We start from the raw sequence: 23,763 nt of genomic DNA, 5'->3' as shown, positions 1-23,763 counted from the left end.
AGAAATTACTCCGGAGCTTTAAATATATTGTCGTCAGAATGGAACCCGGCTACACCGCCGCTTACGGCAAACTTCATGGCAGAAGCCGCAGTCATTCCCACTACAGGTTTGATGTTTTTTTCTTCAGTAACAATTACCCATCCTGAAATAGCGTAGGAATGGGGCAGATATACCGCAACGTAATTGTGCTTGTCAACGTCCGACATCTCTTTTTGGGTAAGAAACCCGATTCTCCAGATTTCCGGATTTTCATTGGTTTTTACCCAGACAGGATCGTTGAATTTCTTTTTGTCTCCTACAAATGAAGACATGACGTCTTTTGTAGGCGTATATATATGTTTCACCCCCGGAGTTTTCTCCAGCAGGCTGTCCATGGTGTCAAAAAAGAACCTTCCGACTACGAATTTATTTCCCAGATAGCCCAGGATCGCAGTCATCAGGATGGTTGAAACGAAAACCAGACCCGGGATTTCCTTTGCGACGGATGGAATGATATTGTCAATAGCACTTACAATATACCAGATCACAAAAATGGTAAGCCCGATGGGACCAATAATAACCAGTCCCTGAAAGAAATTTTTCAGGAAAAAATTGGCAATATTTTCGAAGGTCGGTTTTTTCAACGTGGATTTTTTACTTTTTTATTTTAGCCGTGAATGGTTTCTTTGTTTCCGTAAGATTGAATGATTTTAGCCTCGTATTCCAACCATTCTTCCCAACGCTTGTTTACCTTTTCGATGTCGCCCAGCTGTCTTGCGAAACCAATAAAAGTGGTATAATGATTGGCTTCCGAGATCATGAGTTCTTTATAAAAAGTTTTAAGTTCTTCGTCTTTGATGTTCTCCGTAAGCACTTTGAATCTTTCACAGCTTCTTGCTTCAATCATGGCAGCAAAAAGGAGTTTGTCAACAATTAAGTCTTCTCTGCTTCCCTGAACAACAAATTTAGCCAGCTCATTGACGTAATCATCTTTTCTTGCTTTTCCGAAAACATATCCTCTCTTCTTGATAATTTCGTGCACCTGGCTGAAATGGTCAAGCTCTTCCTGCGCAATGGCAATCAGTTCCGTGACGATTTCCGGGTGTTCTGGGAGCATATTGATTAAACTGATGGCATTGGTTGTGGCTTTCTGCTCGCACCACGCATGATCCGTTAAAATTTCTCCTATGTTTCCTTCTGCAATATTTGCCCACCTTGGATCGGTAGGAAGTTTCAACTTAAACATGTTTTGAATTTTTTGTAAAATTAAAATAAATTGCGATAATAAAGATTATTTTATTTCAAATTGGCTGTTAAACTGTTAAGAAGCCGTTTTTTGCCTTAAAAACTCTAAAATTTTCCATCCGAAATCGTCCACTTTTTTCAATCCTGCAGCGATGATGAAAGCAAGAATAATATTAATGATATAAATGAAAATCATCAGCATCCACCAGGGCATATTTTCCTTTAAGGCAACGACAATGAAATACACCAGCGATGAACTTATTCCTTGGGCAAAGTAAAAAAAGATGGCATTCTTCCCGATATGGGTGACGAAGTTTTCTTTTGTGATTTTTAATCTGTTGTAAAGAACAAATAAGGTGGTCAGAGAGAATAATGACCAAATAATATAAGGAATTTTTGGTGGAAATTTATTTTTGTTGATTTTGTAAAATATTTCACTTCCGTAATACCAGAACATCCAGATCAAAGCTGCAGCAACGATAGCATATAATACAGGAATCATTTTAACCGGAATTTGTTTCCCCCGCATTCTGTTGGCAATTAAAAAGATAGCAAGGTAAAAAGCGACATAGCCTACCTGGCCAGCCGGATATATTTCCGGAAAAATATTGAATAGTAAAGTGAGAGCGATGCACAGTCCTATGAACCAGTCGACATGTTTTGGAAAGAATCTTAAGATCAAAACTCCAAAAACAGCCAGAATAAAATAGACTTTTAGATACCAGAAACTTCCCATGACTACCGGGAAAGTATCCGCGTTGGTGTATTGGTGTAAGTACCAGTTTCCAAGGTTTTGCCATTGAGGGATATCAGAAACGCCGGTCGTGGCATATTTTGATCCGAAGGTTGAATAGAAGTTCTGAAGCCATTCCAGGGAAAAGAATGTTAATCCGAAAACCTTGAAAAAGTAATCCATAAAGAACAGGAAGGTCACAAATATCATATAAGTGATCTGAAGTTTTAAAAGCCTGTAGAATGTTTTTTCTACATTCGATCCGGAAGTGATTCCGCTTAAAGCATAAAAAAGAGCGACATCAAATACCAGAGAAAAGACTCTGATCTCCGTAGGAATATAAAACTGTCCCGACCAGAAAGCGGTATGGATGAATATGATGGAAAGTGTTGCCATTCCCTTGGCAAAATCAATGTAGAGGTCTCTGTTCATTGTTGTAGGATATGGTTCAAAAGTAAATAAACTTTAGGAGATTTATTCATAAAAATAAAAGAGACAGGACATCGCTGCCTGCCTCCTTTGTTAAATATGCTAAAAATGAATGTTTATTATTTAAGCTGCTTAAATTCTTCTGCGGAAATTTCTCCGGTCTGGATTTTTCTAAGTTCATCCATGTACTGGCTCATATAAGCATCGATCTCTGGATTTACAGAGTTTTTGCCCATTTTATATGTTCCGTTTAATACACCTTGATAATAATAGAAGAAGTTATAATCGAAATTGGCAGCATTAAGATCATACTGTCCCAAAAGGAAGCCTAAACGTACCGCAGATCTTCTTTGTGGAGGAGTTCCGTGGTGGTTGGCGCTCGTAGTCTGGTAATCTCCGATGCTCTGTGCGAATTCATATGCAGCAGCAATTTCTGCAAAATTTGTTTTATTGTACCCGTTTGGTCTTCTTAAGTAATATCCTGCGAAACCGTCTGCTTCCAGTTCGTTCGGTCTTGCGGTGGATTCATTTACGGTAGGAAGATTAAAGATGTACTGTAGTTGGTGGCCGTATTCGTGAGCAAGAATCATGGCATTAACAATATCTCCGCCTTTGTTTTTGGCATCAGCATAGATGGCATAACCGTAATAAATTTTCCCTGTAGAATACGAGATTGCATTGTAAGTGGAATTGAAATTGGATGGATCATCTACAAAACGAAGCGTTGGATTACTTCTTCCCCAAAGACTTGCAATCTTAGTCATTTGAGCATTCATGAAGTTTGTGTCTGTAGAATTTGAGAGAGTCGTTTTAAGAACTGCAGATGAGCTCCAGTATTGGTCTACGTAGGAGCAACTCTTTTCGAGGTCTCCCGGTTGTTCAAGCTTGGCGCTTGCAGATTGAGATTCAGGAAGAATAGATTCCTCCATTTTGTCATCACGGCACGCTGACAGTGAGAAAGCGGCAATGGCTCCCGCCAACAGGCAGAATTTGAAGTTTCTTTTCATATAAAATATTTTTGGTGATAACGAAGGTATAAAATTATCTTTTAATTATCAGTACTTTGATGTGAAAAATTATTCAAACCATAGTGAATTTGTATTTTCATCATGCTTTTGATAAAAAAAATAAACTTAATTAGATTATTGTGTAGAAAATTATTAATTAATTTTTGTTTATGTGTTAAAGTAACTAGTGGTTATGAACTGTTTGTAGAAAGTAAGAACCTTTTAAGGGTCTGTCTGCCAATGAATATTTTAGTGGAGGAAATTTTTCAAAAGACAGTAAATTGTTTTTATTAAAAAATACAGATCTGATTGCAAGCTATTTAGAAATTTATTCATATATTTGCACCTCGAAATAACTAAAAATTTATAAACAATGTTTGCAATTGTAGAAATAGCAGGGCTTCAATATAAAGTTGAGCAAGACCAGAAGTTGTTTGTAAACCGTTTAAAAGGAGAAAAAGGAGACAAAGTTTCTTTTGATAAAATTCTTCTTACTGTAAACGGTTCAATCACTGTTGGCGCCCCAGCTGTAAGCGGAATCACTGTAGATGCAGAGATCCTAGACCACGTAAAAGCTGATAAAGTAATCGTTTTCAAGAAGAAAAGAAGAAAAGGTTACCAAGTTAAGAACGGTCACAGACAATCTTTAACTCAAATTAAAATCACTGGTATCACTGGTTTTGAAGGAGGTTCTAAGAAAGCTGCTAAAAAAGAAACTGTGAAAGCTGAAGTTCTTTCAGACAACGCAACTGTTAACTTTAGTGAAGATCACGAGCTGAACTATCACTTGAAGAAAAACAACTTGTCTCAGTCTAAAGAAAACAGAGAAACTTTAATTACTTTAGGTAAAGCAGTTAAAGTTGAATTAGAAAAAACTATTCTTACTCACGAAGAAGTAGATGCTGCTATCGTTAAGAATATTGATACATTTAAAGCACTTAACAAATAATCCAGTAATAAAATGGCACACAAGAAAGGAGTCGGTAGTTCCAAGAACGGTAGAGAGTCTCACTCTAAGAGATTAGGTGTGAAGATTTTCGGTGGACAAGAAGCTATTGCCGGAAATATTATTATCAGACAAAGAGGTACTCAGCACCACCCAGGTGAAAACGTGGGAATGGGTAAAGACCATACTTTGTTTGCACTAGTAGACGGTAAAGTAGTTTTCAGAAAGAAAGCAAACAACAGATCTTTCGTATCTGTAGAAGCGAACGCATAATCATTTAAGCGTTTTATAAAAAACTAAACCTCGGCATTTGCTGAGGTTTTTTTATGTCCATATGTGCCGAATGTAAAAATATTTTCGTTAATATTCCAATTATTGTGAAATATTTATATATTTGTTAACTATCAAATAACAAATCATTTGCGGATGCCGAAAAGCGTATAGAGTAGGCCAACAAATTAAAACAAATTACTATGAAAAATTTGAAAAAATTGACGAAGAAGAATCTAAAAGACATCAACGGAGGTGCAGAAAGATGTCCTCCTATGGCCAGCTGGTGCTCAGAGTGGTGCTCATGGAGCGCATGGCAAAAGGCGCATTGCTTAAATGCTGTGCTTGATATGCCTTGTGACTGCTAATTCTTTTTCAAAAAATCACAACCAATTTAAAACAAAACTATTATGAAAAATCTGAGAAAATTATCTAAAAAACAATTGAGAACAATAGAAGGAGGTGCTTTAGCTTGTCCGCCGCCTGCAACTACCTGCGGAGAATGGTGCTCTTGGACGCCGCAGCAGAGACTTAGATGTCCTAACATGGTTATGGATCCAGATCCATGCGGATGTTAACATAAATAAAGTTATTGAAAAAGGAGGTCTCCAGTTTTAGCTGGAGATCTTTTATATGTCTGATGGTAAAATATTTCGCCAATATTTAATGGTAGTGAATTTTTTATCTGAAAATCACGAATAAAACTAAACAGTAAATTAAAACAATATCCTATGAAAAACTTAAGAAAATTAGCAAAAAGAGATTTAAAAAAACATTAATGGGGGACGTGGTTCAGATTGTCCTGTTCCGGCAACATGGTGTGCAGAATGGTGCCAGTGGACTGATCAGCAAAAGAGAAAATGTATGAATATGGTTATTGATTTTTGCGAAGTTTGCTAAAATATCCTAATAATAAAGCTTCTATCATGAAGCGTTTTTTAATAGATAAATATAGTTGATACCAAAATAAATGGGCTGTCTCACAAGTGAAACAGCCCATTTTATATTTTAAAATCCTACCTGGAATCCGGCTTTTACTCCAAATGTGGAGATATCCGGTCTGTCAAGGTAATTTCCTCTCCAGTTAAAATCTACCCTGAATATCCTAAGGTTTCCGATTCCAATGTTTTCAATTCCGAATCCGTATTCAAAATAGATCTGTTCGCTTGGCGCGGAATATTTAAATCCATCTACATTGATGGCTTTAGAAGCATCGCTCAGCGTTCCGTAGGCACTTCTGATAAATGCAATTTCTCTCAGCTTCAGTTTTTTGATCAATGGGATATATGATAGGATCTTTCCGTTGAAATGGTGCTCAAGATGAAGCGTTGTGTACGTATCGGCTACAAATTCATAGTAATTAAGCTGTGCAAAAGTATTCTGTGCGAGGCTATAAGACTGGTTTCCTGGAATCACGTTCTGAAGTCCCAGTGGAACGGTATCAAAAGTTTTTCCTGCCTCAAAACTTACAAGGGTTTTCCCCCAGCTTCCGATCAGTACAGGTTTATAGAACATAAACTGAAGTCTGTTATAATTAAAGTCTCCATTAAAAAGGCCTTCAATTCCACGCGTATATTTCAATATGATAGTTGGTGCCAATGTGCCATGCTCGTAGCGGTCTACTCCGGTTTGTGAGAATTTAGCACCTGGTCTTGCGATTAAACTAAGGGTGACGTGAGAGTCATTAAGTGTTTTACGTAAATCACCATCACGGAAATACATCAGGCTGAATTTCTCAGGATTGGCAGATTTGATGCTCTGTAAAGTTCCGTCCACTCTTACCTGGAAGTTTTTCCATGGTTCAATGGAAGCGAAAATATTGGTCTTATTAATCGAGCTTAAAGAAGCATTTTCTCCTCTTGCAAAAAGAGTAGAAGAGGCAAAAGTACGCGCCATAATTCCGTCATCAGTAGTAAGCTGTACTCCTAACTGCTCAATATCTCTTTTGGTTCCTGCTCCGATCATGAATCTGTTGACTCTGTTAAACATATAGCGTGCTTCAGCGCCGTATTTGACCTGCTGATCCTTGAATCCGTAGGCAGTATAAAACTGAACTCTCCAGGGATCATTTTGCCCGAAATAAGTTCTTGCTCCCAATCTTATTCTGTCACCTTCTACTTCGTTCTTACCGTAAATTGAAAAGATAGGACCGATGTCAATGCCTTTAAATGCGTTGTAATATCCCGATGCTAGCGTTTCGTACAGTTTAACAATACGGTTGAATTTTGGAGTCTGCTGAAGTCTGTCAAGCATCTCATAAACTCCCTGCTCAGCTTTGGATAATGAGTCCGGTCTTGCTTTTACCCAATACGCATCATCTTTATCCACGAATTTTGCGTCGTATTCTTCTGCTTTTCGGTTAAATGTTTTATCGTCGATAGGTTTGTTGAATTCATATTGTGAATAGTCTACCGATCGTTTTGCAATAATACTTTTCGAGGTTCTCTTTTTTGCAAAAGGAGTAAGTTCTATTTCGGTGATAAATTTTTTAGGAAGGAATGTATTTTCGTCCGGGTTGTCATATTCCAGCTCTGTGGAAATACTGTTGATAAAGTTGACATTGATTTTCTGTGTGGATTTTAAAGTCGCGCCCAAAACCGCATAACTGTCTGTGTCTATATAAAGATAGCCTTGGAAAGCCAGAACCTCTTTTCTTTTTGGCTGGTATCTGATTTTATAAGCATTTTCCCCGTGGATGGAGATGGTGTCCGTTAAATTATAATCGTAAGTGCTGAAACCGTTCGAGCCAACAGGACTCGGAAACCCGATGTCAAAATAATTTAAGGTATTGTCGTAAATATTAATATCCCTGTAAAGGTTCTTGGCGGTAATAGTGATCACCTGATTGTCCTGAAATCCTGAGGTTTTCTGAGCGACCAGTAATCTTTTGGTCTTTTTTCCGGGTTTGTTTTCTCCAAAGTTTTCATAAATCGATTCATTCAGGAAAATGGGAAGTCCTATTTTCCCACTCGCTGTAGAATCTGCGTACTCAAAAATGAAATCCAGTTTATTAAAAATCTTCTTGCTCATGAAAGCACTGTCCAGATTATTGGCGTCAAACTGAATCTTTTCGTATTCTTTGTAAGTATACGTGTCAAATTTCTCTAACCCGTTATTCCTTTTTCTTTTCCACACCTCCTGCATAATCGCGTAAGCAGGGTTTTCCTTCTTATTTTTATATTTAGGTTTTTCGTTATGGATTACAATTTCATCAATGCTGCTTACCTTTTCCTGTGAAAGCTTCACGAAAATATTTTGAGCATTTTCCGGAGTAACTGTAACTGTTTCTGAGGAATAGTTCTTTTTCGAAAATTTTAGTTTAGTAATAAGACTGTCGGATTGAACTGTAAAACTTCCCAAAGTGGTCTTCAGGAGAGGTTCAGTATGGTCATTGATAAATATATCTACACCCGTAATTTCCTTGTTCGTTTTCGCATCTGTAATTCTACCGTTTGCTGTGTTTTGGGCATACGTAAGAGTGGATATAAAAAGCAGGAAAAAAAGGTTATAATATTTAGAGTTGTTATTTAACATCATTTGGTTCTTCAGGCAATTAGCACAAACAAAAAGCGTGCTGTTTATTTAAAAAAGATCATATTTTTTAACGTTTTCTATGAAAAATCACAAAACTACAAATGTAACGAAAATAACAGTAAAAGATTGTGATCTTTAATTACTTAATAGGAATGCATTTCATAACAAAATAAGCACCCGTAAAGCGTAATACAAAAAAGGTAAAAATGAGGATTAACTGATAGACTTGATTTTTACTACTCACATCGTTTTCCACAGTTTCTTTACACTTTAAATTCACTTATTAATGGGCTTTTCACAGGTTTCTGACACGCTATTCACAATTTGTCCACAAGTTTATAAAGTGTTCTTCATAATGTACTCATATCTTCTTAATAGTTTTTCCACAGGTTATCAACAATGGTAATTGTTTTATTTTCAGCTGATTATTTTGTTATGAAATCTTTTTCCACAAATATGGGTCTTGGATTGTGGATTTCCTAGTTGTTGTAAATAAGAAGAAATAACTAACGTTTTTGCTGTTTTGTGGAAAAGTATAAAAATGGGGATGTTTTTACAGCAGGTTTATAAAGGAAGCTATGAAGAAATTAATTTTATTGATTCTCATGAAAAGAGTGGGAGGATTAAATATCTCACACGGATTAATCAGATGATGCAGATTTATGCTTTCGTATAATCAACGAGAGCAGTAAATTTTCGTTTACGTTTCAATTTTTGAGACTCGTTAATGATAGATTAATCTCAAAACTTGGGAAGTAAAATAATTACAATCTGTTTAAAATTGACCTTAATTTCTTTAACCTCAATAAACTTTAGTTTATTTCTTAATTTAAACATTAAGGATTTAAGAAGTATGCTTATTGTTATGAATGAAGAAATCAATAAATTGATTTTTTTTAAGTTCTTTAAGCGCCCATCGCTTAAGATCTTAATTTCTTAATGTTTAAAAAAGCCTGCTCCCTAAGTTTTGAAATTGATCCTTAATAATGATCGGTTGTTTGAATTCAGGGCATAAAAAAAGACCTACATTTCTGTAAGTCTTTTGGCTCCTCCTGCTGGGCTCGAACCAGCGACCCTCTGATTAACAGTCAGATGCTCTAACCAACTGAGCTAAGGAGGAATTTTCCTCTGTTTAAGGTGCTGCAAATATAAAAGGAATATTAATATCAGGCAAATTTTATCCCCAATTTACCGTCAATTTTAACCAAAAATGTTGAATTTCAGTTAGAAATATTTCAACTCTTTTTTATTTAACTCTAATAATCTTCAAATAAATGCCGGAAATAGTGCTCCGGAGATTCTAAAAAATTCTTTGTTAGTTGATAATGCTCGGTTTCTTTGTAATGGATCGATTGAATTTGATCATCTAATAAATAAATTTCTGAGCCGGGATAACACATCAGAATCGGTGAATGGGTTGAAATAATGAATTGAGCTTTTCCGGCCTTCTCCAGTTTGTGAATGATAGATAATAATGAAAGCTGTCTTTGGGGCGAAAGTGCTGACTCAGGCTCGTCAAGAATATAAAGCCCATTCTGGAAGTGATTGTGGAATAATGACAGGAATGCCTCGCCATGCGATTGTTGATGCAGAGATTTGCCTCCATAGGCGTCCAGAACTCTTGCATCTTCCTTAGCGACTTCATCAATATAGGTGGCGAAGTTGAAAAAACTCTCGGCTCTCATGAAAAATCCCTGAGCGGTCTTGGTTTTCCAGGAAAGAGTAAGATAATCGGACAGGCCGGATTCGGTTTTGTGGAAATCATACCGGTGGTTCCGGCTGCCTCCCGCTGCATTAAAGTCACACTTTTCTGCAATAGCCTCCATCAGAGTGGATTTGCCAATTCCGTTTTCTCCCACAAAGAAGGTGACATTGCTTTTAAGTTTCAGATCTAAGCCGTTGCTCAGAAAAGGAAGATTAAAAGGATAATCTTTAGGATGTTCGTCTTTTAAATAAATCCTGGACAGATAAGGCATGATGTTTATTTGATTAAATGATTTTTTATCATGCAAAATATATGCAAAAAAATAGAGGCTGTTCAAAAGACAGCCTCTATTTTTTTATAGAATCTCATTTACGGTCTGTGCAATCCACAACCTGATTCCTAGGTTTCTATTTCTTTAAGTCTTTCAGTATTTCCTGAACAGCCCGTTCCAGTTGAGGATCATTGTCTTTTTGGCGGTCTATGAAGGTGTTTTTAATGTAAATATCCGGTTTTACCCCTGTTTTTTCAAGATTCTGCCCATCAAGGGTGTAGGTTCCCCACGAAGGCAGTCTGTAATAAGAGCCATCCACCAGGCTTTTTCCCGAAGTGAAGATGATCCATCGATAGGTGTCCTGGCCGATGATTTTCCCTAGTTTCAATGCTTTAAAACCGGCTGCGGTCAATTCAGCGTCGCTTAATGAGGCTTCGTTAATCAACAAAACGACAGGTTTTCCGGCAGGAGCAAAGTTGGGTTGTGTCGTCATTTTTCCTTCACGGTATTTCCATTGCAGATAAGGCTTCTGAGCCAGGAAATTCAATACTTTATCATGAACATTTCCGCCGGTGTTGTATCGTAGGTCAAGGATGACGGCATCTTTTCTGTTTTCCTGTTCAACCATGTCCAGAAGAAAGCGATCCAGTTCGTCAGTGGTCATGTTTTTCATGTAAGAATACGCAATACGGTTGTCGCTAAGCTTATTCACGCGTTGGCGGTTGTTGAATATCCAGTCATCATAAAGCAGTCCTTTTAGATCTGTATTGGCAATCGGATGTACTTTTGTTGTTACATTTTTCCCATTACGGCTGAAAGTAAGAATAAGCTCATCCTGTTTTTTCGGACTTGTAAAATAGGATTCACGGTTTTCACTGGAATCAATTTTTTTTCCGTTCACGGCAATAAGCTGATCTCCGGGCTTGATATCAACATCCGTTCGGAATGCCGGAGATTTTCGGACAATACTTTCTACAGTATAAGGCTGATCTGTTTTAAATATGATTCCGGTTTCGTTTGTAAAATAGTTTAGATATCTGGTTTCCTCTTTTCCGGATGAAGAAAACCCGGTGTGTGAAGAATTAAGTTCACCCAAAAGATCATTCAATAAAATTCGCAGATCGTTTCTGTTGTTTACATACGGGAGATATTTGGCATACTGTTCCTTCTTTGCTTTCCAGTTGATACCGTGAAAGTTTTCATCATAGAAATTTTCTTCAACTCCCGTCCAGGCTTCATCATACATTTGGATGAATTCGGATGCCAGATCCTTATCAAAAGTATATTGAATATTAATTTTTTCCGGCTTTAATGCTTCAAGGGTCATTTTGTAAATATTCCCTTCTATTAAAGCAAAAAGATTTTTTTCAATCCGGGTGATATTGGAAGCTTCCTTATCGAAGACTTTTTCAGATTTTGCAGGCTCAAAATCAGTAAAAACTTTTTTGAACAGTTGCTTTTTTCCATTATCCTGATTAGAATTAAACAATAGAATCTCTTTCTTGTCATCAGCAAAAACGATAGGATCGTCCTGATATCCGTATCTATCGGTAACCAATTCTATCCTTTCCAGCGTATTTTCCGGATTGACTTTGAGTTCCTTTATAACGGGTTCTTTCTCTTTCTTTTTCTCTTTGCCTTCGTCTTTTTTATCTTTATCGTCTTTAGCTGTATCGGAGAATTTTTTGCCTTTTTTCTCTTCAATGAAAAGCTTGTCGAATTTCTCAGATTTATAAGGTTCATCAAACCAGTCCAGTGCCATGCGGTAAATGTTGGATTTTTGCATGCCTAAAGGGTAGGATGGATTGGTTCTGTCGCTGCTGAAATAAATATATTTACCATTAGGAGACCAGAAAGGGTCTTCCTCCGAAACGCCGGTATTGGTAAGGTTTATGGTCTGTTTTTTTTTGATGTTATAAATAAAAATATCCAGCTCGAAATTCCTTTTTGCGGAGAATAATACATATTCGCTGTTAGGAGAAAAAGACGGTCTTGAATTTTGGAAAGCCCAGATTTCATCTTTTACAATCGTTGTAGAGTTGAAGCTTTTCAGATCCATTATTCTTACTTCATCACGACCGCTTAGATAAACCGCTTTTGAAAGATCATGATTAAGGGTAATGCTGCGATTGTTGCGTAAATCATGGGTTAATTGTTTGGGTTGACCCTTTGCGTCCGCAGCAATACTGAACCAGTTCTGATAGCCTTTATCCGTCTGGTTGAAAAGTAGGGTACGATTGTCTTTCAGCCATTTCACTTCCATGACACGTTCCTTTCCATTGGAAATTTGCTGAGTGAATTTTCCTTCAATATCAGAAACGAACAGAACGCCTCGGCTTACAAAAGCCATCTTTTTACCATCCGGTGAAACATCGTAATAGGAAATGTTATTTTCCACACCGAAATTTTGCTCTTTTTCCAGTGTTTTATTGGTGTTAAGACTTACGTTAAGAGCTTTTGTGCTTTTTGTGGCAACGTCATACATATAGAGCTGATAATCCTTTTCGAATATGACTTTGGATCCGTTTGCGGAAACAGAAGGTTTTTTTATAGAAGAGTCAAATTGAGTCAGTGGTATCTTTTTGCCGTTTTCAATTTGATAAAGGTTGTATTCATTGTTATTCTCATCAGAGATAAAATAAATGACGCCATTTTTATCGACGCTTGGGTTGAAATCTTTCCCTTCGTAATTCGTGTATTGTTTGAAAGCGCTGCTCTGTGGGTTGTACCCTAGGATATCAGGGTTGTTTTCTCCCTTGTAACGCTTGCGGTGTGTCTGATTGGCAGCTTCCGAAGAGTTGGTGAAAAGATATTCTCCTGCAGGGGTTTCAGCGAGCCCACTGGTGTTATTAAAGTAATTGTTGAAAAGCTTTTGTGGAGTTTTTCCTTCAATGGTTGTTTTAAAACTTCCAAAATTATTATTCCTGTTCGAAGTAAAATAAAGTGTTTTGCTGTCCCATCCCCAGTTTTCTATTTCATCTTTTCCGGTATGGAAGGTGAGTTGTTTAATCGTTCCGCCTTCTACAGGCATTACATAAACATCATAGTTGCCATATTGATTGGAACTGAATGCCAGCCATTTTCCGTCGGGAGAAATACGCGGATTGATTTCTTCTCCGTCTAAAGCTGTAATTCTTGAAGCATTTCCGCCATTAGAATCTACTTTCCAAATGTCTCCGTCATAAGCGAAGTAGGCTGTATTTCCGTCGGGGCTAAGTGAAGGGCTTGATAAAAAGTAAGATTTTTCCTGTGCTGAAATCTGGATGATAGAAAAGGCTGTTAATAATGAAATATAAAGTTTTTTCATGAAGCAATTTGATATTTATACCCGATTATAGATTAATTTATGGCTAATATATAATTGATTTATCAAATCTGAAAAGTTTAAAGCAAAAAAAAGACCTACATTTCTGTAAGTCTTTTTGGCTCCTCCTGCTGGGCTCGAACCAGCGACCCTCTGATTAACAGTCAGATGCTCTAACCAACTGAGCTAAGGAGGAATGTCCTTTGTTTTAAGTGGTGCAAATATAGGACGAATATTTATACCTTACAAATATTTTTTAGAAAAAATTTCAAAAAAATTATAAACTGCCGGTCACTGCTTTGAAAATGTCGCTTCCGAAGATCAGTACCATCAATCCTAACAGGAAGATAACCCCGATCATTTGTGCGTTTTCCAAGACTTTCTGAGGTACAGGTTTCCCCGTAATCACTTCCCATAGCGTAAATAATACGTGACCACCGTCAAGACCCGGGATAGGAATCAGGTTAAGGAATGCCAACCATACAGAGAACATCGCGGTAAAACTCCAGAACATGCTCCAGTTCACCGATACCGATCCGTCTTTCGACTTCTCTACCGGCATATTTTTGATGATCGCTAAAGGACCTCCCACTTTCTTATATCCCTGAACTTTTTTGTTGAATACCAGTTTAAATTGCTTCACCTGATACGTCAAACTTTCGATACTTCTCGTAAATCCTCTTCCGATAGACTCCACGAAAGTGAAATGCTGCGTATTAGCATATTTTTGAAGCTGCTTATAAGAAGCGATCCCTAAAGTACCTTCCTTAGAAACTTCAAGGCTTAAAGGCTGCACTGCGCCAGCTCTTATTACCTCCATATTAATAGTTTTCCCGGCATTTTTTACAACAACACCTTGCAGCTCGTCATAATAACTGATTTTCTGACCGTTTACCGAAGCCACCTGATCTCCTATTTTTAAACCTGCCTCAGCCGTTTTAGGATTCACGATGGTGTCAATTACCGGTGCATATCTCGGCGTAAGGAATGCTCTTGGGTTTTCGTCTTTGAAAGCAAGTGCTTTTCCATCGTCATTCGTGTTAAAAGTAACATCCTGACCTTTTCTTAAAACCGTTACCTGATCACTTAGTAAAATATCTAAAGACAACTTATCCAGGTTGTTCTGAACTTTTCCGTCTACTTTTAAGATCTTATCACCATCCTCAAAGCCCATTGCTTTTGCAATACTGGTATAATGCATCGGTGCCTCAACTCTTGTGGTGTCAAAAGAGGTTTCCCCGTTGAAATACGAAAGACATCCGAAAATAATCCACGCCAGGAAAAAGTTAACCGTAACCCCTCCAAGCATAATGATCAGTCTCTGCCAGGCCGGTTTTGATCTGAATTCCCATGGCTCTGCAGGTTTCTTCATCTGCTCGGTGTCCATACTTTCGTCAATCATTCCGGCGATTTTTACGTAACCACCGAAAGGAAGCCATCCGATTCCGTATTTCGTCTGCTCCGGATGTTTTCTCCAGTCGTTGTCAGGAAGTTTTGATATATCGATAGGAACTTCTTTCTCTTTTCCGTCTACCACGATAGTTTCTGTGTCCGGAAGGTTCTTGGAAAGAAATTTATACTGCCATTTTCCGTTGATCTTCTTCATTGAAAAGATCGAAATCCATGGATCGAAAAACAGGAAGAATTTCTCAGCTCTGGTCTTAAACCATTTTGCCGGTAAAAAGTGTCCAAGCTCATGAAGAACCACTAAAATAGAAATACTTAGTATGAACTGGAAAATCTTGATTGCTAATTCCATTAATAAATTTTAGATTTTAATTTGCAAAGGTAACAATTATCAAAACTATGCCAAATAAAAAAGCCCCTCTAAATGAGAAGCTTTGTCATATATTTAGCCGATATTACAGATTGAAAGAAACACCGATACTGCCGTTGTTGCCTACTTCTGCAAAAACGCCCACTTTCTCTGTGAAAAAGTAACGGGCTCCAATGTGCGCCCCGATTCCAAAATCCTTACCTAGCACTCCTACATCTACACCCGGATAGATGTCCCATTTGGAAGGCAGATCAAGCGCTTCCTGAAGGTGGAAATTCAGTCTCCCGAATACAAAAACACGGTTGTCTTTGTCATTATCTTTATAGTCACCAAAATACGCATTAAGCCCCGCACCTACCGATATAAGCTTGTTCAACCCATAGTCATAAGTTCCCGTAACTCCTGTTCCATACCCCCATGCACTCAGTCCGAGCTGAATTTTCTGGTCACCTTTTCCTGTATAAGCCTGAGCGTTGGCTGCAGTTCCAAAAAAAGCGATCATCAACACAAAAAACAATTTCTTCATAAACTTTACTTTTATTAAATGATAATAATGAAAAATATCCTCATCAAAAATAGAACCGAAATCATTGGAAAATCGTATTTTTATTGAAGTTATTTAACAAAGTTTATGAGAATAGCAGGACTTAATTTAGATATTGTCTGGAAAAATAAAGACAAAAATTTTCAACTGATCGAAGAACATTTTAAAGAAGTAGAGGCTGATATTTTCCTGCTTCCTGAAATGTTCTCTACCGGTTTTTGTATGGATGCGGCTGAAGTTTCGGACCGAAATGAAGAGTCTCTGGAGTTTCTGAAGAAAATGGCAAAAGAAAAAAATGCAGCCTTCTGTGGGAGTGCACCTGTAGAACAAGGTGGACATTTTTACAACAGAATGTACTTTGTGCAACCTGATTCTGAAAGTTTTTTCTACGATAAAAGACACCTGTTTTCATTTTCGGGAGAAGATAAAGTGTATAGCCCGGGATATAAAAGAATGATTGTGAATTATAAAGGATTCAGAATCCTGTTGCAGGTGTGCTATGATCTTCGTTTTCCTGTTTTTGCAAGAAATAATGACGATTATGACGCCATCTTATATATTGCCAACTGGCCTGAAAAAAGAGTAGGAGCCTGGGAGCATCTTTTAAAAGCAAGAGCAATAGAGAACCTGTCTTTTGTTTTTGGTTTAAATAGAATTGGAACAGACGGGAATGATCTTTTTTATCAGGAAAGTTCACACTGCTTTTTTGCCGATGGAACAGAAATTTCTCAAAAGAACGGAAATATCATCTCTGCAGAGCTGAATATGGAAGAATTAAAAGATTTCAGGCAGCATTTCCAGTTTCTGAACGACAGAGACCGGTTTTCAATAGAATTATAGGAGTAGATTGAGACTGAGGTTTAGACTTTAATAGGAGCCTAAACCTTAGCCTCAGCCTAATTAAGCATATTGTTTAAGCAGTTCCGTAAGTGAATTCACATCGTGGACACCGCTTTCTTTCCATAAGAGTTCACCATTTTTGAAGACCGCAAGGGTAGGAACACCTCTCACTCCGTACTGAGCTGCCAAAGCCGGATATTGGTCCACATCTACTTTGATGATTCTGGCTCCTTCGCCTATATTTTCCTTTACGGTATTTAAAACGGATGACTGTACTTTACATGGCTGACACCACGTGGCAAAAAAGTCAATAAGTACCGGTCTTTCCGAATTGATGATTTCCTGAAATTTTTGTGACATAGTTATGGTTTTTTGTAAACCATCAGGCTTCATAAGATCAATCCTGATGGCTCATTATACTTTATTTTCCGGATGTTGCTTCGTCCTGAATAGCTTTTACATTTTTCCAGCTGGTGCCGTCGTAAGCTTCCACACCGTTTTTCTTTAAGATTTCCATTGCCTGGTCAGCCTGAATTCCTTTATTGCAGAAAACAACTACCTTTTTGCCTTTCAGCGAACCGATATTGTTCTGTATTTCAGCTAAAGGAATGTTGACAGCACCTTTAGCGGTTCCTGCTTCATACTGTTCCGGAATTCTTACATCTACCAACGTGACATCAGAACTGTTAACAATTTGTTTGATGTCTGCTTTTGAATAGTCAGCCGTAGCTGTTGTTTTACAGGCTGTTAACGCTAAAGCGGAAATCAGAATATATCCGAAGATTCTTCCTTTCAGCATGCTATAATGTTTTGGACTGACAAACAAAATCAGTTGTCGGTAATTTTTCTGTTTTTTTGATGCCGTTAAAGCCTCCTTCTATTTCAGTAAAATTCCTGATTCCGTGTGCGTTAAGGATGCTTGCAGCGATCATGCTTCTGTATCCTCCGGCACAGTGCAGGAAGAAATGTTCAGAATCATCAATGGTTTTTACCCAGTCGCTGATGGTGTCCAATGGCTTATTGAATGCATTGTCAACATGTTCAGCAGAATATTCTGTCAGTTTTCTTACATCAATTACTTTGGCGTTTTCTGTAAACTGTTCTGCAAACTCAGCAGGAGTTATCCTTTTAATTTCGTCAGTTTCTTTTCCGGTAGATTTCCATGATGCAAAACTTCCGTCCAAATATCCTACCACATTGTCGAATCCGACTCTGCTTAATCGGGTAATCACTTCTTCTTCAGTTCCTTCATCAGCAACAAGAAGAATAGGGTGTTTTACATCTACAATCATATTTCCAACCCACGGTGCGAAATCTCCCTTCAAACCTATGTTGACAGAATTAGGAATAAATCCTTTGTGAAATTCTGCAGGGCTTCTTGTGTCTAAAATCAATGCGCCTGTTTCTTCAGCAAAATCCTCGAAATCTTCCGCAGCAATAGGACTTAATCCTTTATTCATTACTACATCCAAGCTTTCATATCCACCTTTGTTCATCGCAACGTTCATTCCGAAATATTTCGGTGGAGCGGTAAGGCCGTCAAGAACTTCTCTGATAAATGATTCTTTGTCCGGCTGGTTAAGCGCATAATTGGTTTTTTTCTGATTTCCCAGAATGTCCACCGTTTCCTTCTGCATATTCTTTCCGCATGCTGAACCGGCACCGTGCGCAGGGTAAACCGTAATGCTGTCATCCAATGGAAGAATTTTGCTATGAAGACTGTCATACAGAATTCCTGCAAGATCTTCCTGAGTAAGATTGGTTGCTTTCTGTGCAAGATCCGGTCTTCCAACATCTCCTAAAAACAGAGTATCACCGGTAAAAATAGCGGTTTCAGTTCCGTTTTCATCAATTAAAAGGTAAGTGGTGCTCTCCATCGTATGTCCGGGAGTGTGCAGTACTTTGATTTTTATGTTTCCGATCTCAAAGATCTGGTTGTCTTCAGCGATGATAGCCTCAAATGCAGGCTGTGCAGTAGGCCCGTAAACAATAGGAGCTCCTGTTTTTTTACTCAGATCCAAATGTCCTGAAACGAAATCAGCGTGGAAATGGGTCTCAAAAATATATTTTAAAGTTACATGGTCTTTGTCAAGACGATCCAGATAAGGTTTTACCTCTCTCAGCGGATCAATAATCACAGCTTCATTTTCTGATACAATATAATAGGCACCCTGAGCCAGACAGCCCGTATATATTTGTTCAATTTTCATTGGGGTCTTTTTTAAATTTTAGATAAAGATACAAAGTATTAGATGAATTGTAAACGAAATGTTAAATCCGGACGATAGTTTATTTCAATATTATACGGCTGTGAGCCTTAAAGGCCTTTGTTTTCAAACAAAAAACCTAACGAAAACAACTGGTATTTTCCAGACTGTTTTTTATCATGCTCCGGAAGTGAAAATAATTATGTAGTGCCTTTGTTTAAAGACATTGTGTGCAGTGTATTTCACTTCATGGTTTAAAATTTGCAGAGGATGGGTTTGAAGTATTTTTCCAGGTGTATTAAGTAAGATTATTGTGGAATATGACTTTAATACCCGAATATTTTACAAAAAATTTTATATTTATATGTTAAAAAAAGATCAGATGGCAGACAAAACACAATTTATTGAAGAACTGAATGCAAGATATACTCCGAAAGGAGAACACATTATACTGGGAAAAGGAATGCTGGACGGGGAAGTTGTCCCGGACGTAAACGTAACGATTCCTTTGAAAACCATCAACCGACACGGACTTATTGCAGGAGCTACAGGAACAGGTAAGACGAAAACGCTGCAGGTTTTTGCAGAGCAGCTTTCTCACGCCGGAATTCCTTCTTTGGTTTTAGATATTAAAGGAGATTTTTCTGGAATTGCGGAAGCGGGGCAGATGAATCCCATCATTGAAGAAAGGTATGCTAAAACGCAGCTTCCATACAATCCACAGGCTTTTCCGGTAGAGCTGATGAGTATTTCCGGAGGAAAAGGGGTAAAGCTGAGAGCGACTGTAACCGAATTCGGACCGGTTTTATTAAGTAAAATTCTTGAACTGAATGATACTCAGCAGAGTATTATGTCTATCGTTTTCAAATATTGTGATGATAAAGGTCTTCCATTAATTGATTTAAATGATTTAAAGAAAGTTCTGCAGTACGTAACAGATAATGCACAGGGAAAAGCTGAACTGGCGGCCAACTACGGATCCATAGCTTCGGCTTCTTTAGGAACGATTTTAAGATCTATCGTTGCGCTTGAGCAGCAGGGAGCTTCTGATTTCTTTGGTGAATTAAGCTTTGATGTTCATGACCTTCTTGAAACCAGAGATGGAAAAGGAGTGGTGAATATTTTAAGAGTGGCTGAGATTCAGAGTAAGCCACAGTTGTTCTCTACATTTATGCTGTCACTTTTTGCTGAAATTTATATGACTTTTCCGGAAGAAGGAGACAGCGGAAAACCAAAATTGGTCCTTTTCATAGACGAAGCCCACCTGATTTTTGATGAAGCTTCAAAAGCACTGCTTTCACAAATTGAGACGATGGTAAAACTAATCCGTTCCAAAGGAGTGGGGATTTATTTTATCACACAGATTCCGGGTGACGTTCCTGAAAATGTTTTGTCTCAACTCGGGTTAAAGATCCAACATGCTTTGAGAGGATTTACAGCAAAAGATAAAAAAGAAATCACGAAAGCCGTTGAAAACTATCCGACAACGGAATTTTATAATGCATCAAGCCTGATTCAGAATCTGGGAATCGGAGAAGCATTTGTGACCGCTTTGGATGAAAAAGGGATTCCTACGCCGCTTGTTCACACCTATCTGATTTCTCCGGAATCCAGAATGGACGTTTTAAGTGATGCTGAAATTTCAGAATTAACAGGAAATTCTGCTTTGGTAGCCAAATACGAACAGCCTGTTGATAAAGAATCAGCTTACGAAATATTAACGAACAGAATGGAGCAGGCAGCCCAAAACTCTGCACCGACTCAAAAGACAAAACCGGTGAAAGAAGAGCCGGGAATGTTTGAACAGGTGCTTCAAAGTAAGGCCGGAAGAACTTTTACCAGCACTTTGATGCGCGAAGGGGCAAAAGCCATCCTGGGAATGTTCGGATTGGGAGGAAGAAGGAGATAGGGTTTTAAAATTAATTATATAAAAAATAATCCTGCTAAGGGAAGAGTATCAGCTTTTTAATGGGTCATACTGGTTATTTTGAATCTGATGATGAAGTGGATCAATGGCCATTTTACTTTTTTTTGACATATTTTTTGTTATTTTAGCAGGACTACCTTTGCCGGTGGATAAAAAATGGCTTTGTCAGCTATTTGGAAGAATAATTTCAGAAATCATCTGTAGGTAATTTCTATGGTATTTTTATTGAATATCAAAGACTGGCAAAAGATACAATCGTAGCCTGGATAGACAGATGGCATGGGTTATGTATTAAGCCTCATAGGTTTAAGCTATGGGCTGATGATGACGGTAATTATTAATATTAATCAAAAAATAGCAGTATAACTACAATTCAATGTATTCGATTATAGATATAGAAAGTAATGGTGCAGGTTATAGAAATGAATGCATTATAGATATAGCCATCTACAGGTACGATGGTCAGAAAATTACTGACCAGTTTATATCTCTCGTAAATCCTGAAAGCGACATTACTCCTTTTGTGCAGAAACTGACAAGTATTACGCCTAAAATGGTCAAAACCGCTCCTAAATTTCATGAAATAGCCAAAAGAGTCATTGAAATCACTCAGAACACCATCCTCGTAGGGCATAATATTGATTTTGACTACAGAATGCTGCGTCAGTCTTTCAAAAGGCTGGGGTATGACTTTCAGACCAGTACTTTAGATACTATTCCTTTAGCGAAGAAAATGATCCCGGATGAGGTAAGTTACTCATTGGGGAAACTGGTGAAATCGCTTGGAATTCCGTTAACGAATCACCACAGAGCCGATGGTGATGCGCGAGCAACATTGGAACTGTTCAAGTTGCTGATCTCAAAAGATACAGAGAATGAAATCATTCAGAAGCAGCATGACGAAAGCAATGCCAAGACCTACATTAATAAAATCAAAATCCTGACTCAGGATCTTCCGAATGAAAAAGGTTTTGTCTACTTCCAGAATGAAGCGGGGAAAATCATTTTATCGGATTACGTTCAGGATATCAATAAATTTTCAAAGAAAGTCTTTAATTCTAAGTCCAAGAGGTGGGAAGATGTTCAGAGAGAGGTTGAGCAGATCAATTATGAGCTTACAGGTACGGATATTATTGCTAAACTTATCCTGAACTCCAAAAATATCAAGAAAAAAGAAGCCTTTCAGTTCGGATTGTATTTCAAAAACAATAAATACATTGTTGAAAAAAATAAGCTCAACAAAGGCGAAAAGCCTATCCTAAAATTCAAATCATTTACGCAGGGCACAAAAGCCGTTCAGTTTATCAATCTGCAAGAAGAATTTAATGATGTCAATGTTTTCATGAAAAAGATTGATTTCAGAAAGAGAAATGAATTGTGGCTGGGACAGGGGAAAAAATTAGGAGAAAAAATGTTCATGATCATTGAAAACGGTAAAATTATGTCTTACGGTTTTTATGATTTGTTTACGCAGATTCAAACCATGAGCAAGCTTGCGAAACTGAAAATTGATCTTCCGTTGCCTTCTACAGATCTGCATAATGATCTTCAGCTGGCGCTGCTTCGCGGTGATTTTGAGACACTACCATTACCGAAATAATTTTTATCAAAAGAAGACGGTTTCAAATCAATTCTCCTGAAATAAAAAATAAATAGTATTTTTGTAAAAAATAAATAGAAGCAATGCAACATTTTAAACAAATTAAAACTGGAAAGAAGGGAACTGTAAAGTTCTCTAAGGTTTGGAATATTTAAAAGACTTGTCTTGCATAAAAATAATCAATGTGGCAGGTTCTTTATCTAAGAATCTGCCTTTTTTTATGTTAAAATGAAATTATGAATTCAAAAGAATTATTAAAGATTGCCAATGATTTTGGCACCCCGGTGTATGTTTATGATGCTGAATCCATCAAAGTTCAATACGAGAAACTTACATCCTCTTTTTTAAAACATACCAAATTTTTCTACGCGGCAAAGGCGCTGACCAACATCAACATTTTGAAGTACGTCAAGAACTTGGGTGCTTCTTTGGATTGTGTATCTATTAATGAAGTCAGACTAGGACTGAAGGTAGGATTCCCGAAAGAGAAAATCCTGTTTACTCCCAATTGTGTAGATCTGGCTGAAATAGAAGAAGCAATGGCTTTCGGAGTTCATATTAACATAGATAATATCTCTATTCTTGAGCAGTTCGGGAATAAATATGGAAATACGTATCCTATCCTTGTAAGAATCAATCCGCATATTTTCGCAGGCGGAAACTATAAAATTTCAACGGGACATATCGACAGCAAGTTCGGTATCTCTATCCATCAGGTTCGTCATATCGAAAGAGTGATGAAAAGTACCAACCTTAATGTGGAAGGTCTTCACATGCATACAGGAAGCGAGATCAAAGATCCGGACGTTTTCCTTCAGGCACTGGATATCATGCTGGAACTTTCCGAGCATTTTCCTAATCTTAAATACCTGGATATGGGAAGCGGTTTCAAAATTCCTTATCAGGACAGCGAAGAAGAAACAGATGTAAGAACATTAGGTAAGAAGGTGGAAAAAGTAATATCCGATTTCACAAAATCTACAGGAAGAAAATTCGAACTTTGGTTTGAACCTGGGAAATTCTTAGTAGGAAAAAGCGGATATCTTTTAGTAAAAGCTAATGTCATTAAGCAAACGACAGCTACTGTATTTGTAGGGGTAAATTCAGGATTTAATCACCTGATCCGTCCAATGTTCTACGACTCTTATCACAAGATCGAAAACCTTTCCAATCCAAAAGGAGCGGAAAGAATTTATACGGTAGTAGGAAACATCTGTGAAACCGATACTTTTGCTTGGGACAGAAAACTGAATGAGGTAAGAGAAGGAGATATCCTGGCTTTCCATAATGCGGGAGCTTACGGTTTTGAAATGAGTTCAAACTTCAATTCCAGACTAAAGCCGGCTGAGGTGCTGTTCTTAGACGGAAAAGCACTCCTGATCCGTAAAAGAGATGAATTTGAAGATCTGTTAAGAAATCAGATAGAAGTAATTTAATATCAACTA

20 protein-coding genes and 2 tRNA genes are annotated in these 23,763 nt (G+C 37.6%); 8 read left to right on the top strand and 14 right to left on the bottom strand.

Annotated elements, in window-relative coordinates:
• Nucleotides 1-5: 5 nt before the first annotated feature.
• From BUA72_RS23805 to BUA72_RS23790, 4 genes are all read right to left on the bottom strand, one after another.
• Nucleotides 6-623 (bottom strand): DUF502 domain-containing protein, encoded by a 618-nt coding sequence (locus BUA72_RS23805; protein ID WP_034726837.1) that lies wholly within the window; start codon nucleotides 621-623, stop codon nucleotides 6-8.
• 23 nt (nucleotides 624-646) lie between these two features.
• A complete protein-coding gene (locus BUA72_RS23800) occupies nucleotides 647-1,225 on the bottom strand; it encodes a MiaE family protein (RefSeq protein ID WP_034726838.1) in 579 nt (192 codons plus the stop codon).
• 75 nt (nucleotides 1,226-1,300) lie between these two features.
• Nucleotides 1,301-2,389 (bottom strand): acyltransferase family protein, encoded by a 1,089-nt coding sequence (locus tag BUA72_RS23795; RefSeq protein WP_072925766.1) that lies wholly within the window; start codon nucleotides 2,387-2,389, stop codon nucleotides 1,301-1,303.
• A 116-nt stretch (nucleotides 2,390-2,505) separates the two neighbouring features.
• Nucleotides 2,506-3,393, bottom strand: a complete 888-nt coding sequence (locus tag BUA72_RS23790; RefSeq protein WP_072925764.1) for a neutral zinc metallopeptidase — start codon at nucleotides 3,391-3,393, stop codon at nucleotides 2,506-2,508.
• Nucleotides 3,394-3,766: 373 nt separating this feature from the next.
• Between BUA72_RS23790 and rplU the strand changes: the two genes are divergently transcribed.
• The 4 genes from rplU to BUA72_RS24870 all read left to right on the top strand — a co-directional run bounded on the left by rplU (nucleotide 3,767) and on the right by BUA72_RS24870 (nucleotide 5,187).
• Nucleotides 3,767-4,342, top strand: a complete 576-nt coding sequence (gene rplU, locus BUA72_RS23785; protein ID WP_072925762.1) for a 50S ribosomal protein L21 — start codon at nucleotides 3,767-3,769, stop codon at nucleotides 4,340-4,342.
• A gap of 12 nt (nucleotides 4,343-4,354) precedes the next feature.
• A complete protein-coding gene (rpmA, locus tag BUA72_RS23780; RefSeq protein WP_034726841.1) occupies nucleotides 4,355-4,612 on the top strand; it encodes a 50S ribosomal protein L27 in 258 nt (85 codons plus the stop codon).
• A 200-nt stretch (nucleotides 4,613-4,812) separates the two neighbouring features.
• Nucleotides 4,813-4,977 carry a bacteriocin-like protein gene (locus BUA72_RS24580; RefSeq protein WP_175548932.1) on the top strand — a complete coding sequence of 55 codons (165 nt, stop codon included), beginning with the start codon at nucleotides 4,813-4,815 and terminating at the stop codon, nucleotides 4,975-4,977.
• Nucleotides 4,978-5,019: 42 nt separating this feature from the next.
• Nucleotides 5,020-5,187, top strand: coding sequence for a bacteriocin-like protein (locus BUA72_RS24870; protein ID WP_165571884.1), 168 nt, complete (start codon nucleotides 5,020-5,022; stop codon nucleotides 5,185-5,187).
• Nucleotides 5,188-5,617: 430 nt separating this feature from the next.
• Here the strand turns inward: BUA72_RS24870 and BUA72_RS23775 are convergent, their stop codons facing one another.
• From BUA72_RS23775 to BUA72_RS23745, 7 genes are all read right to left on the bottom strand, one after another.
• Nucleotides 5,618-8,146 (bottom strand): DUF5686 family protein, encoded by a 2,529-nt coding sequence (locus BUA72_RS23775; protein ID WP_228407941.1) that lies wholly within the window; start codon nucleotides 8,144-8,146, stop codon nucleotides 5,618-5,620.
• 1,040 nt (nucleotides 8,147-9,186) lie between these two features.
• Nucleotides 9,187-9,263 (bottom strand) — tRNA-Asn (locus BUA72_RS23770).
• Between the two features lie 136 nt (nucleotides 9,264-9,399).
• A complete protein-coding gene (locus tag BUA72_RS23765; RefSeq protein WP_072925760.1) occupies nucleotides 9,400-10,119 on the bottom strand; it encodes an AAA family ATPase in 720 nt (239 codons plus the stop codon).
• A gap of 136 nt (nucleotides 10,120-10,255) precedes the next feature.
• Nucleotides 10,256-13,426 carry a S41 family peptidase gene (locus BUA72_RS23760; protein WP_072925758.1) on the bottom strand — a complete coding sequence of 1,057 codons (3,171 nt, stop codon included), beginning with the start codon at nucleotides 13,424-13,426 and terminating at the stop codon, nucleotides 10,256-10,258.
• 116 nt (nucleotides 13,427-13,542) lie between these two features.
• Nucleotides 13,543-13,619: transfer RNA gene (locus tag BUA72_RS23755), tRNA-Asn, on the bottom strand.
• Nucleotides 13,620-13,700: 81 nt separating this feature from the next.
• Nucleotides 13,701-15,182 carry an RIP metalloprotease RseP gene (gene rseP, locus BUA72_RS23750; protein WP_072925756.1) on the bottom strand — a complete coding sequence of 494 codons (1,482 nt, stop codon included), beginning with the start codon at nucleotides 15,180-15,182 and terminating at the stop codon, nucleotides 13,701-13,703.
• Nucleotides 15,183-15,285: 103 nt separating this feature from the next.
• Nucleotides 15,286-15,726, bottom strand: coding sequence for a DUF6646 family protein (locus tag BUA72_RS23745; protein WP_072925753.1), 441 nt, complete (start codon nucleotides 15,724-15,726; stop codon nucleotides 15,286-15,288).
• Nucleotides 15,727-15,831: 105 nt separating this feature from the next.
• Between BUA72_RS23745 and BUA72_RS23740 the strand changes: the two genes are divergently transcribed.
• Nucleotides 15,832-16,584 (top strand): nitrilase-related carbon-nitrogen hydrolase, encoded by a 753-nt coding sequence (locus BUA72_RS23740; RefSeq protein ID WP_072925751.1) that lies wholly within the window; start codon nucleotides 15,832-15,834, stop codon nucleotides 16,582-16,584.
• 60 nt (nucleotides 16,585-16,644) lie between these two features.
• Here the strand turns inward: BUA72_RS23740 and BUA72_RS23735 are convergent, their stop codons facing one another.
• The 3 genes from BUA72_RS23735 to BUA72_RS23725 all read right to left on the bottom strand — a co-directional run bounded on the left by BUA72_RS23735 (nucleotide 16,645) and on the right by BUA72_RS23725 (nucleotide 18,794).
• The gene (locus BUA72_RS23735) at nucleotides 16,645-16,944 is read right to left on the bottom strand and encodes a thioredoxin family protein (RefSeq protein WP_034726850.1); all 300 of its coding nucleotides are present in this window, start codon (nucleotides 16,942-16,944) and stop codon (nucleotides 16,645-16,647) included.
• A gap of 61 nt (nucleotides 16,945-17,005) precedes the next feature.
• Nucleotides 17,006-17,383 (bottom strand): rhodanese-like domain-containing protein, encoded by a 378-nt coding sequence (locus BUA72_RS23730; protein WP_072925748.1) that lies wholly within the window; start codon nucleotides 17,381-17,383, stop codon nucleotides 17,006-17,008.
• 1 nt (nucleotide 17,384) lies between these two features.
• Nucleotides 17,385-18,794 (bottom strand): MBL fold metallo-hydrolase, encoded by a 1,410-nt coding sequence (locus BUA72_RS23725; protein WP_072925746.1) that lies wholly within the window; start codon nucleotides 18,792-18,794, stop codon nucleotides 17,385-17,387.
• A 379-nt stretch (nucleotides 18,795-19,173) separates the two neighbouring features.
• Here BUA72_RS23725 and BUA72_RS23720 point away from each other — a divergent pair, with 379 nt between their 5' ends.
• From BUA72_RS23720 to lysA, 3 genes are all read left to right on the top strand, one after another.
• Complete coding sequence (locus BUA72_RS23720; RefSeq protein WP_047452836.1) at nucleotides 19,174-20,700, top strand: helicase HerA-like domain-containing protein; 1,527 nt, start codon at nucleotides 19,174-19,176, stop codon at nucleotides 20,698-20,700.
• 394 nt (nucleotides 20,701-21,094) lie between these two features.
• Nucleotides 21,095-22,318: a 3'-5' exonuclease gene (locus BUA72_RS23715; protein WP_072925743.1), complete on the top strand. Its 1,224-nt coding sequence runs from the start codon at nucleotides 21,095-21,097 to the stop codon at nucleotides 22,316-22,318.
• 236 nt (nucleotides 22,319-22,554) lie between these two features.
• A complete protein-coding gene (gene lysA / locus BUA72_RS23710; RefSeq protein ID WP_175548931.1) occupies nucleotides 22,555-23,754 on the top strand; it encodes a diaminopimelate decarboxylase in 1,200 nt (399 codons plus the stop codon).
• Nucleotides 23,755-23,763: the final 9 nt, after the last annotated feature.

It is taken from the genome of Chryseobacterium sp. OV279 (assembly GCF_900128945.1).
Taxonomy (GTDB): domain Bacteria; phylum Bacteroidota; class Bacteroidia; order Flavobacteriales; family Weeksellaceae; genus Chryseobacterium.
Note: the sequence above shows the minus strand (reverse complement) of the source record. Positions and strands in the feature narration are given on the sequence as shown.

Coding starts and splice junctions, on each gene's coding strand:
- BUA72_RS23715 (WP_072925743.1), top strand. CDS start 21,095: ATGTATTCGATTATAGATATAGAAAGTAATGGTGCAGGTTATAGAAAT.
- BUA72_RS23745 (WP_072925753.1), bottom strand. CDS start 15,726: ATGAAGAAATTGTTTTTTGTGTTGATGATCGCTTTTTTTGGAACTGCA.
- rplU (WP_072925762.1), top strand. CDS start 3,767: ATGTTTGCAATTGTAGAAATAGCAGGGCTTCAATATAAAGTTGAGCAA.
- BUA72_RS23725 (WP_072925746.1), bottom strand. CDS start 18,794: ATGAAAATTGAACAAATATATACGGGCTGTCTGGCTCAGGGTGCCTAT.
- BUA72_RS23800 (WP_034726838.1), bottom strand. CDS start 1,225: ATGTTTAAGTTGAAACTTCCTACCGATCCAAGGTGGGCAAATATTGCA.
- BUA72_RS23795 (WP_072925766.1), bottom strand. CDS start 2,389: ATGAACAGAGACCTCTACATTGATTTTGCCAAGGGAATGGCAACACTT.
- rseP (WP_072925756.1), bottom strand. CDS start 15,182: ATGGAATTAGCAATCAAGATTTTCCAGTTCATACTAAGTATTTCTATT.
- BUA72_RS24870 (WP_165571884.1), top strand. CDS start 5,020: ATGAAAAATCTGAGAAAATTATCTAAAAAACAATTGAGAACAATAGAA.
- BUA72_RS23760 (WP_072925758.1), bottom strand. CDS start 13,426: ATGAAAAAACTTTATATTTCATTATTAACAGCCTTTTCTATCATCCAG.
- BUA72_RS23720 (WP_047452836.1), top strand. CDS start 19,174: ATGGCAGACAAAACACAATTTATTGAAGAACTGAATGCAAGATATACT.
- BUA72_RS23790 (WP_072925764.1), bottom strand. CDS start 3,393: ATGAAAAGAAACTTCAAATTCTGCCTGTTGGCGGGAGCCATTGCCGCT.
- BUA72_RS23735 (WP_034726850.1), bottom strand. CDS start 16,944: ATGTCACAAAAATTTCAGGAAATCATCAATTCGGAAAGACCGGTACTT.
- BUA72_RS23775 (WP_228407941.1), bottom strand. CDS start 8,146: ATGATGTTAAATAACAACTCTAAATATTATAACCTTTTTTTCCTGCTT.
- rpmA (WP_034726841.1), top strand. CDS start 4,355: ATGGCACACAAGAAAGGAGTCGGTAGTTCCAAGAACGGTAGAGAGTCT.
- lysA (WP_175548931.1), top strand. CDS start 22,555: ATGAATTCAAAAGAATTATTAAAGATTGCCAATGATTTTGGCACCCCG.
- BUA72_RS24580 (WP_175548932.1), top strand. CDS start 4,813: ATGAAAAATTTGAAAAAATTGACGAAGAAGAATCTAAAAGACATCAAC.
- BUA72_RS23765 (WP_072925760.1), bottom strand. CDS start 10,119: ATGCCTTATCTGTCCAGGATTTATTTAAAAGACGAACATCCTAAAGAT.
- BUA72_RS23740 (WP_072925751.1), top strand. CDS start 15,832: ATGAGAATAGCAGGACTTAATTTAGATATTGTCTGGAAAAATAAAGAC.
- BUA72_RS23730 (WP_072925748.1), bottom strand. CDS start 17,383: ATGCTGAAAGGAAGAATCTTCGGATATATTCTGATTTCCGCTTTAGCG.